9 protein-coding genes and 2 pseudogenes are annotated in these 8,056 nt (G+C 67.4%); 6 read left to right on the top strand and 5 right to left on the bottom strand.

The annotated features are described in order from the left end of the window. Both EAO76_RS24720 and EAO76_RS24715 read right to left on the bottom strand, forming a co-directional pair. The coding region (locus EAO76_RS24720) for a DDE-type integrase/transposase/recombinase (RefSeq protein ID WP_148838128.1) at window positions 1–954 on the bottom strand (954 nt) is incomplete at its 3' end. 17 nt (window positions 955–971) lie between these two features. Continuing rightward, on the bottom strand, window positions 972–1,355 hold the full coding sequence (locus EAO76_RS24715) for a transposase (protein WP_148838127.1): 384 nt from the start codon (window positions 1,353–1,355) through the stop codon (window positions 972–974). Between the two features lie 178 nt (window positions 1,356–1,533). On the opposite strand from EAO76_RS24715, the pseudogene EAO76_RS24705 reads away from it, so the two are divergent. Then, window positions 1,534–1,734: pseudogene (locus tag EAO76_RS24705) on the top strand (IS6 family transposase); the annotation flags it as partial. A gap of 50 nt (window positions 1,735–1,784) precedes the next feature. Here EAO76_RS24705 and EAO76_RS47725 read toward each other — a convergent pair. Both EAO76_RS47725 and vanY-N read right to left on the bottom strand, forming a co-directional pair. Beyond that, window positions 1,785–2,129: an ATP-binding protein gene (locus tag EAO76_RS47725; protein ID WP_399462712.1), complete on the bottom strand. Its 345-nt coding sequence runs from the start codon at window positions 2,127–2,129 to the stop codon at window positions 1,785–1,787. Next, on the bottom strand, window positions 2,036–2,788 hold the full coding sequence (gene vanY-N / locus EAO76_RS46605) for a D,D-peptidase/D,D-carboxypeptidase VanY-N (protein WP_262375720.1): 753 nt from the start codon (window positions 2,786–2,788) through the stop codon (window positions 2,036–2,038). Before vanY-N ends, EAO76_RS47725 begins: the two co-directional genes overlap by 94 nt. 86 nt (window positions 2,789–2,874) lie before the next feature. Here vanY-N and EAO76_RS24690 point away from each other — a divergent pair, with 86 nt between their 5' ends. The 3 genes from EAO76_RS24690 to EAO76_RS24680 all read left to right on the top strand — a co-directional run bounded on the left by EAO76_RS24690 (window position 2,875) and on the right by EAO76_RS24680 (window position 5,737). Next, window positions 2,875–3,570 (top strand): response regulator transcription factor, encoded by a 696-nt coding sequence (locus EAO76_RS24690; RefSeq protein ID WP_148838124.1) that lies wholly within the window; start codon window positions 2,875–2,877, stop codon window positions 3,568–3,570. Continuing rightward, entirely contained in the window at window positions 3,563–4,684 is a 1,122-nt protein-coding gene (locus EAO76_RS24685) for a HAMP domain-containing sensor histidine kinase (protein WP_148838123.1), read from the top strand. The genes EAO76_RS24690 and EAO76_RS24685 overlap by 8 nt, the downstream gene beginning before the upstream one ends. A gap of 270 nt (window positions 4,685–4,954) precedes the next feature. Continuing rightward, window positions 4,955–5,737, top strand: coding sequence for an IS5 family transposase (locus EAO76_RS24680; protein WP_187438780.1), 783 nt, complete (start codon window positions 4,955–4,957; stop codon window positions 5,735–5,737). Here EAO76_RS24680 and EAO76_RS24675 read toward each other — a convergent pair. Continuing rightward, a complete protein-coding gene (locus EAO76_RS24675) occupies window positions 5,703–6,188 on the bottom strand; it encodes a hypothetical protein (protein ID WP_148838121.1) in 486 nt (161 codons plus the stop codon). The two genes, EAO76_RS24680 and EAO76_RS24675, sit on opposite strands and share 35 nt — an antisense overlap. A 151-nt stretch (window positions 6,189–6,339) precedes the next feature. Here EAO76_RS24675 and EAO76_RS24670 point away from each other — a divergent pair, with 151 nt between their 5' ends. Together EAO76_RS24670 and EAO76_RS24660 are read left to right on the top strand one after the other, a co-directional pair. Next, the gene (locus EAO76_RS24670; protein ID WP_148838120.1) at window positions 6,340–7,059 is read left to right on the top strand and encodes an IS6 family transposase; all 720 of its coding nucleotides are present in this window, start codon (window positions 6,340–6,342) and stop codon (window positions 7,057–7,059) included. A 285-nt stretch (window positions 7,060–7,344) separates the two neighbouring features. After that, window positions 7,345–7,601: pseudogene (locus EAO76_RS24660) on the top strand (GNAT family N-acetyltransferase); the annotation flags it as partial. Between the last annotated feature and the right edge of the window lie 455 nt (window positions 7,602–8,056).

Genomic DNA, 8,056 nt, shown 5'->3' with positions numbered 1-8,056 from the left:
GATCGACCTCGGCGTCACCAGGTCGCACTCGCGGCCGAAGCGTTCGGGGTGGCGGGCGTATGCCTCGGCGGGGGTGACGGCACGCTGGTCGCGGACCTCCTCGGCGGTGCCGAAGTGCACGCTGGCCGGCGTGTGCCAGCCAATGCCCGAATGCCGGTGCTCGTGGTTGTAGTACGCGATGAACGCCTCGAACCACTCACGGGCATGGGCCAGCGAATCGAACCGTTCGGGATAGTCCGGCATGTACTTGATGGTCTTGAAGTGGGCCTCGCTGCAGAGGTTGTCGTTGGAGGTCTTCGGCCGCGAGTGCGACCTGGTGACGCCGAGGTCGATCAGCAGCTGCAAGACCTTCTTCGAGGTCATCGACGTGCCGCGGCCGGCGCGCACGGTCTCGGGCACGGTGCCGTTGCGGGCGATGGTCTCCCGGATCAACTCCTCGGCCCGTGTGGCTGATTCGGCGGCCTCGACGGTATGGCCGACGACGTAGCGGCTGAAGATGTCGATGATGACGTAGGCGTGATACCAGATGCCCTTGGCCGGTCCGGCCGCCTTGGTGATGTCCCGGGTGAACACCTGCGAGGGCCCGGTGGCGACCAGCTCGGGCACCGTCTTCGCCGGGTGGGCGGCCGGGCGGCGGCGCTCGCCCACCTGCCCCTTGGCGCGCAGGATCCGGTACATCGTGGAGACGGAACAGTGGTAGCGCCCGGCATCCAGCTCACGGGCCCAGATCTGCGCGGGCGGCAACTCGGCGTACTCGCCCGAGTTCATCAGCTCCAGGACCGCCGCCCGCTCCTCAGGGGTGAGGGATGAGGGCTGGACCTGCGGTTTTCTGGGTTTCCGCTCGGGCGGGGGCCGCAGCCGGCGGTAGTGGGTGGCCCGGGAGCGGCCGGTCAGCCGGCAGGCCGCCGTGACACCGAGCTCGTGCTCGACGCCGGTGAACGCGTCGTCGACCACCGGTCCGGCGGCAGCCCTCAGTCCGCGCCCCCGGAGATCATTTCCAAGAGCGCGGAAGCTTTTCCCATGACCTCCAGCGCGGCCTTGTTCCGGGCCAGTTCCCTCTCCAGCCGTTCCACCTGGCGGCGCAGCTTCTCGTTCTCCGTCTCGGCAGCCGGCTTCTTCGGCCTCGCCGGGCTGGTGCGCTGGTCGACCAGCTTCTCCAGCGCCCCGGCATCCCGCGCGGCCCGCCGTTCCTTGACGTGCGAGTGGTACAGACGCTCGCGGCGCAGGACCGCGCCCTTCTCGTTCTTCGGGGCGGCGTCGTACTCGGCCACGATCCGCAGCTTGTACTCCGGGCTGAAGGTGCGGCGCTTCGGCCGGGGAGCCGGATCGGACCCGGCGGGGGTAGTGCTGGTCATGAGCGGGTGGTTCTCCTGTCGTGCCCTCTCAGGCTAACCCGACGAAGCGGGACGTCTCACCCAAGGCTGACAGAGAGGGTTCCGAGCCGGTCCAGGTCCGCACGGCGTTGTTCGGGGAGTTTCGCGGCGCGTTTGCGGACGTTGTCGAGCCATGTGCCGAGCTTGACCACCACACCCCCGCCAGCGCGAACGCGCGATGAAGGGATTCCGCAGCATCGGTGGAGCACAGCGGTTCCTGTCCGCGTTCAGCGGCATCTCACCCCACTTCCGGCCCCGCCGCCACCTGATGACCGCCGCCCACTACCGCGCCGAGATGACCACCCGCTTCGCCATCTGGGACCAGATCACCGGCGCTGCAAGCCGGCCCACCACGGCCTGACCCCAGGCCCGAAACGCAAGCCCACCCCACCCCGACGCCCCATCAGACACTCACACCCAACAACGTGACAGAGCCCGGCTGCGAGGTAGCTGAGCATTTCCTGGATCCGAACTGCCGCCCCTGGCCCGCGCTCCCGTTGCTTGCGGCGTTCTGGGAGAGCGTCGGGGTGGGGTGCCGTCGCGCGCGTCGTGGGTTCGGGGACGATGGCGCTGTGTGCGGTGGCCTGCGCGCAGGCGCTGCACCGCCCTGGCCTCGGCCACGAAGGCTGCGGGGGACTCCTCGAGACTCCGCCCGTCCAGCATCAGTACGGTGCGATTCGCTGCTGCGGCCCGCTGGGCGAAGCGTCCCAGCAGCGCCGACTTGCCGACACCGCCGGGGCCATGAATGAACAGCACTCGGCCGCCGGTGCACAGCGCCTCCTCGAAGGCAGCGAGCTCTTCCTTTCGTCCGACGAAGGCACGCTGCCTCGCGGCCTGGAGACGCCCCTCCAGGCGCCCGGCATGCTGCCCCTCGTCAACGAGCTTGCAGGGCATCGCGGATCTCCTGGGTCGTTGGTGGCACGTCGGCGTTCGAAGTGCCACCACTCGTTGTCGTAGATGCGGTAGAGGTCGTAGCGGGCACCGTGCTCCTCGAGCCAGCGCGCGCCTTCGAACGGGCACACATCCAGCGCGGTGCCCTTGACGTGCCTGGATTCCGCCGGTGGCAGTACGAGCATCCGGGCCGCGGCCAGTGAGCTGACGCGGCGCACCTCCTCGTCGAACAACCGCTGCTGGACGAGGGGATCGCGGTATCCCGAGGTGAGGCCGACGAGCTGCCCATGATGCCAGAGCGCCTCAGCGCGTGCAGCGGTGAACGCCGCCCTGGCACCGTCGGTGAGCCCGGTGAGATCCTCGGCAGGAAATCGGATCCCCAACGCCCAGTGGCAGGCCAGTTCACGGGCGCGGCCGGGATCGCGGACGAACGCAACGGGGAGCAGGAGCACGGCGAGCACCACCGCAAGTACGGTGAACAGCCGGTCACGGAGCCGAAGCGGGATAACGTGTGGCTCGTTCATGCCTCCAGTCAAGGGGGCGTGATATTACCAGTCCGTATCCAGTTTTCGATATACCGACGATACGTACCGGCTCGTAACATCGGACTATGCGTGTATTAGTCGTCGAGGACGAACCCTACATGGCAGAGGCGATCCGCGATGGGCTGCGCCTGGAAGCGATCGCGGCCGACACCGCCGGTGACGGTGATACTGCTCTGGAACTGCTGAGCACCAACGCTTACGACATCGCCGTCCTCGACCGGGACATCCCCGGACCTACCGGTGACGAGATCGCCAAACGCATCGTCGCCTCCGGCAGCGGCATGCCGATCCTCATGCTGACCGCTGCCGACCGGCTCGACGACAAGGCCACCGGGTTCGAGATCGGCGCCGACGACTACCTCACCAAGCCCTTCGAACTCCGCGAACTCGTGCTCAGGCTCAGAGCACTCGACCGCAGGCGAGCCCACAACAGACCACCTGTGCGAGAGATCGCAGGCTTACGCGTGGATCCGTTCCGCCGCGAGGTCTACCGCGAGGGCCGCTACATCGCGCTGACCAGGAAGCAGTTCGCTGTGCTCGAAGTCCTCGTCGCTGCCGAAGGCGGTGCCGTCAGCGCAGAAGAGTTGCTGGAGCGAGCGTGGGATGAGAACGCCGATCCGTTCACCAACGCCGTGCGCATCACGGTCTCGGCCCTGCGCAAACGCCTTGGCGAGCCCTGGCTGATCGCCACCGTGCTTGGGGTCGGTTACCGCATCGACGCAGGACCGGACGCCGATGACCGGGGAGCGGTGCGTGGATAGGCGTCAAGGGTTGAGCGTCCGCCTCAAGTTCACCCTCAGCTATGCCGGGTTCCTCGTGATCGCGGGCGCATTGCTGCTCGCCGCCGTGTGGGTGTTCCTTCTGCGGGGAAGGTCGAACAGCCTGGCCGTCCCCGATTGGTCCGACTTCCTACGCGTCTTCAAGCCAAGCAATTTCGGCCCAGTCGTCTTCGTCCCGGCGGGAATCCTGGCGCTGGGGTTCCTGCTGCTGTTCGGTCTCGTGGGCGGGTGGATTCTGGCCGGCCGGATGCTCGCCCCGCTGATACGCATCACCGACGCCACACACAGGGTGGCGAACGGACCGCTCTCCCACCGGATCCGCCTACCGGGCCGCCGAGATGAGTTCCGCGAACTCGCCGACTCCTTCGACACCATGCTCGCGCAGCTCGAAGCCCACGTCGCCGAACAGCAGCGATTCGCGGCCAATGCCTCTCACGAACTGCGCACCCCGCTGGCGGTCACGCAGACGCTTCTCGATGCGACCCGCAACGATCCGAACCGCGACACCTGTGAGCTTGTCGAGCGCCTCCGCGTGGTCAACACCCGAGCCATCGACCTCACTGAAGCACTGCTCCTGCTCAACCGCGCCAACCAGCGGTCATTCACCAGGGAAGACGTCGACCTGTCCCTCCTGGCGGAAGAAGCCACTGAAACGCTCCTCCTCTTGGCAGAAAAGCATGGCGTCACCATCGAAACCTCCGGCGACATGAGCACCACCATCGGCTCACAGGCGCTCCTGCTGCAGATGGTCACAAACCTTCTGCACAACGCGATCGGCCACAACCTGCCTGAACAGGGCACCGTATGGGTGCATACCAGCGTCCGCCCCGACACTGTTGTGCTCACTGTCGAGAACACTGGCGAGAAGCTCACCTCACAGCTGGTCTCGACACTCACCGAGCCATTCCAGCGCGGCACCGAACGCATACACAGCAGCCACGCAGGTGTCGGCCTCGGCCTGGCTATCGTCAAGACCATCACCCAGGCACACGACGGAACCCTCACCCTCACCCCCCGCCCCGCCGGCGGGCTCCGCGTCACGGTGCAACTGCCCGCCGCATCAGCACACACACAAACAGATGGCGATCAGGCCTGAGAAGCCGTTGTCGTACCGATCTTGGTGGACGTGAGTTCGACTGGAACAGCTCGGTTGGGTGGTCTTGCCGCGTGCCGAGCATGAAGACAGGGCCTCTGGTGCAGCTCGGGGTTGTCGAGACCTTGAGCGCGCCAGGAGGCCCTGTTGTCGCAGTTTTACGCCCTCGCGCCGGTCGGTTCCAACTCGGCTGCCCGGGAGTGTGATTGTCTCGCCCACCGGTTCGGGAACGCCGGGGACCGGCTGTACAGGCGTCCGAGGTATCCCTCGGACATGACCGATGCGGAATGGGCCGCCGTGCGCGACGCGATGCCTGTGCCCGCCTGGCTGGAGGGAAGGGGCGGGCAGCCGGAGGGCTACTGCCACCGGCAGCTGGTCGACGCGGTGCGCTACCTGGTCGCGGGTGGCATCGCCTGGAGGGCGATGCCCGCGGACTTTCCTACGTGGGACCGCGTCTACGCGTTCTTCCGGCGCTGGCGGGACAAGGGCCTGGTCGCGGAGTTCCACGACCGGCTGCGGGATCGGGTCCGCGAGGCGGCGGGCCGTGATCCGGAGCCGACTGCCGGGATCATCGATGCCCAGACGGTGAAGGCAGCGGCGTCGGTTCCGGCCGCGAGCCGGGGGTTCGACGGCGGGAAGAAGGTGAACGGCCGCAAGAGGCACATCGTGGTGGACACCCTCGGACTGCTGCTGACGGTGCTGGTCACCGCGGCGTCCGTCACCGACCGCAAGGCCGGCGGGACACTGCTGGAACGGCTGCGTCAGCGGCACTGGCGCATCTCGCTGGTGTGGGCCGACGGCGGCTATACCGGGCGTCTTGTCGACCTCGCCCGCGACGTTCTGCGGATCGCGCTGAGCGTGGTCAAACGCAATGACCACGCCACCGGGTTCACTGTGCTGCCCAAGAGGTGGCTGGTGGAGCGGACGTTTGCGTGGCTGATGCACTCACGCCGCCTGGCCCGGGACTACGAGACCCGCGCCGACACCTCCGAGGCGATGATCCGCTGGTCGATGACCATGGTCATGAGCCGCCGACTCGCCCGGCGAGCACGCTGAACATCCCGGGGCGTTCCTCGGCCAGCCAGCCCCGCACGGCCAGGCGCTTCGCCTTCGACCGCACTCCCTCCACCTTTGCCGCGACCACCTCCAGACCCAAGGCAGCCGCGAGCTGCCGGCAGTCCATTCCCTCCCTGCTTGCCACCAGGACCTCCACGAGCCGCTGGTAGTCCGGTGCCGGCGAGTCGGGCGCGAGCCCTTCCCCCCAAGTGGGAACCACCGATCCGGGCACCGCCCCGGCGACCCGCACAGGCGGCCGTTCACCGGCCATCCCGTCCGGCGGCGACTCCTTGCCCGCAGCAGGTTCCGCCAGGACTTCAGCCACCGTCTGACGAGTAATCACGAACCGCTCCCATGCGGTTTCCGCCTCCTGCAGCTCGGCCTGCAGGGCCTCCACCCGCTGCCGGGCGGCACGCTCGCGCTCCTCCAACAGCCCCATCACCGACGGCATCCGGCACCTCCGCCGAAGAGACGACACGACACCCCGTCTCTGCCATCGAGGCGCCGGAACTATGCCTGACCAGCGGAAATAAAGGCACTGTCACGTTGGCTGACGACGTGGGATGATCTCGGGGTTGATCGGGCAGGCGAGGGGACCGTCTGTGGAGAGTGTGCCGCCGTCGTACAAGGGTCACCGGTACCCGGTGGAGATCATCTCGCACTGCGTGTGGCTGTACTTCCGTTTCCCGCTCAGCTTCCGCGAAGTCGAGGAGTTGATGCTGGAGCGCGGCGTGGTCGTCTCCCACGAGACCATCCGGCGGTGGTGCCTGAAGTTCGGGCAGGCTTACGCCAACGCGCTGCGCCGCCGGCGCCCCCGCCCGGGGGACAAATGGCACCTGGACGAGGTCTTCGTGAAGATCAACGGTGAGCGGAAGTACCTGTGGCGGGCGGTGGACGCCGACGGCAACGTGCTCGACATACTCGTGCAGAACTGCCGCGACAAGGCTGCGGCCAAGCGGTTCTTCAGGAAGCTGATGAAGACCACCCAGTCGGTGCCACGAGTGATCGTCACCGACAAGCTCCGCTCCTACGGCGCCGCCCACCGCGAGGCGATGCCGTCGGTGGAGCACCGCTCCCACAAGGGCCTGAACAACCGGGCCGAGAACTCCCACCAACCCACCCGGCAGCGCGAACGCGCCATGAAGGGCTTCCGCTCGGCTGGCGGAGCACAGAGATTCCTGTCCGCGTTCAGCGGCATCTCACCCCACTTCCGACTCCGCCGCCACCTGATGACCGCCACCGAGTACCGCACCGAGATGAGCGCCCAATTCACGATCTGGGACCAGATCACCGGCCGCGCCGCCCTGCCCACAACGGCCTGACCCAGACCGCCGCCCGGGGCCGACCTACGCCCCGACACACCATCCGGCGCCCCCACCCTCACCAACGTGACAGGGCCGGCTGAAGGACTGGCGCGGCATCGCCACCCGCTTCGACAAGACCCCCGAGAGCTACCTCGCCGGCCTCGAACTCCGCGCCTCGATGATCTGGATCGAAGACCTGTTACGAGCAGCCGATTGATCGCGACATCACACAGACCCTAGTCCCGGTAGCTCTGGGCGGATCCGCGATCGTGACCGCGCCGAGTGACAGTATCGCCGTGATCGGTGGTTCGCGAGCATGGTCAAGTGGTGGCTGCTGCGGGATATCGGGCCTGGCCGAGGCGGACAGCTCATGTCTGCGTTCTGACGGCGCCAGAAACGCGCGGGCGAGGACTGGCACGGGTGACGGGCTCAGCGGCGGTCGCTCATGCCCTCGCTGTCGGGCTGCTGCCGCAGTGGCGCGCCCGCCCGCCTCCCGGCGTGTTGCGGCTGCATTGGGCTTCGAGGAGCTGGGCTCCCAGCTCAGCATTGAGATCACTTAGACCCAATACCGGTGATTTAGGTGTTTTTCTGGTGCTTGCTGGTTGTTTTGGTGGGTGGGACGAATGTGATTGCCCTGGTGGGTGGTCGGGGCGGGTTGCGGTGGTGGGTGTGTTTGAGGTGCCAGTTGGCCATCTTGCGTTTGATGACGCGGAGGCTGGAGCGTTGCCTGCGGGGTGGCAGGAGTCGTTCCAGCAGCTCACGGATGGTGTGGGTCAGAGCTTGGCTGAGTCGTGAGGGGGGAAAGTGCCGCCTGGTCGGTGACGTGGCGGCGGGCGATGCGAAGAGTGCGGGGTGAAGGACAGCCGGTCGGGGTCGAGGCCGGCCCGGTGAGCGGTGTGGTGCATGACGTCCCGAAGTGCGTGGTGGACGAGGAGGAAGCCGTAGATTTCCTGCTCGACGCCATCGGGGTACTGCGATCTCAGGACCAGCTGGCGGCCACCTTGGTGGGTCTTGA

This window comes from Streptomyces sp. sk2.1, assembly GCF_008120935.1.
In the GTDB taxonomy this organism is placed as follows: Bacteria; Actinomycetota; Actinomycetes; order Streptomycetales; family Streptomycetaceae; genus Streptomyces.
This window is presented reverse-complemented; position numbering and strand designations above follow the sequence as displayed.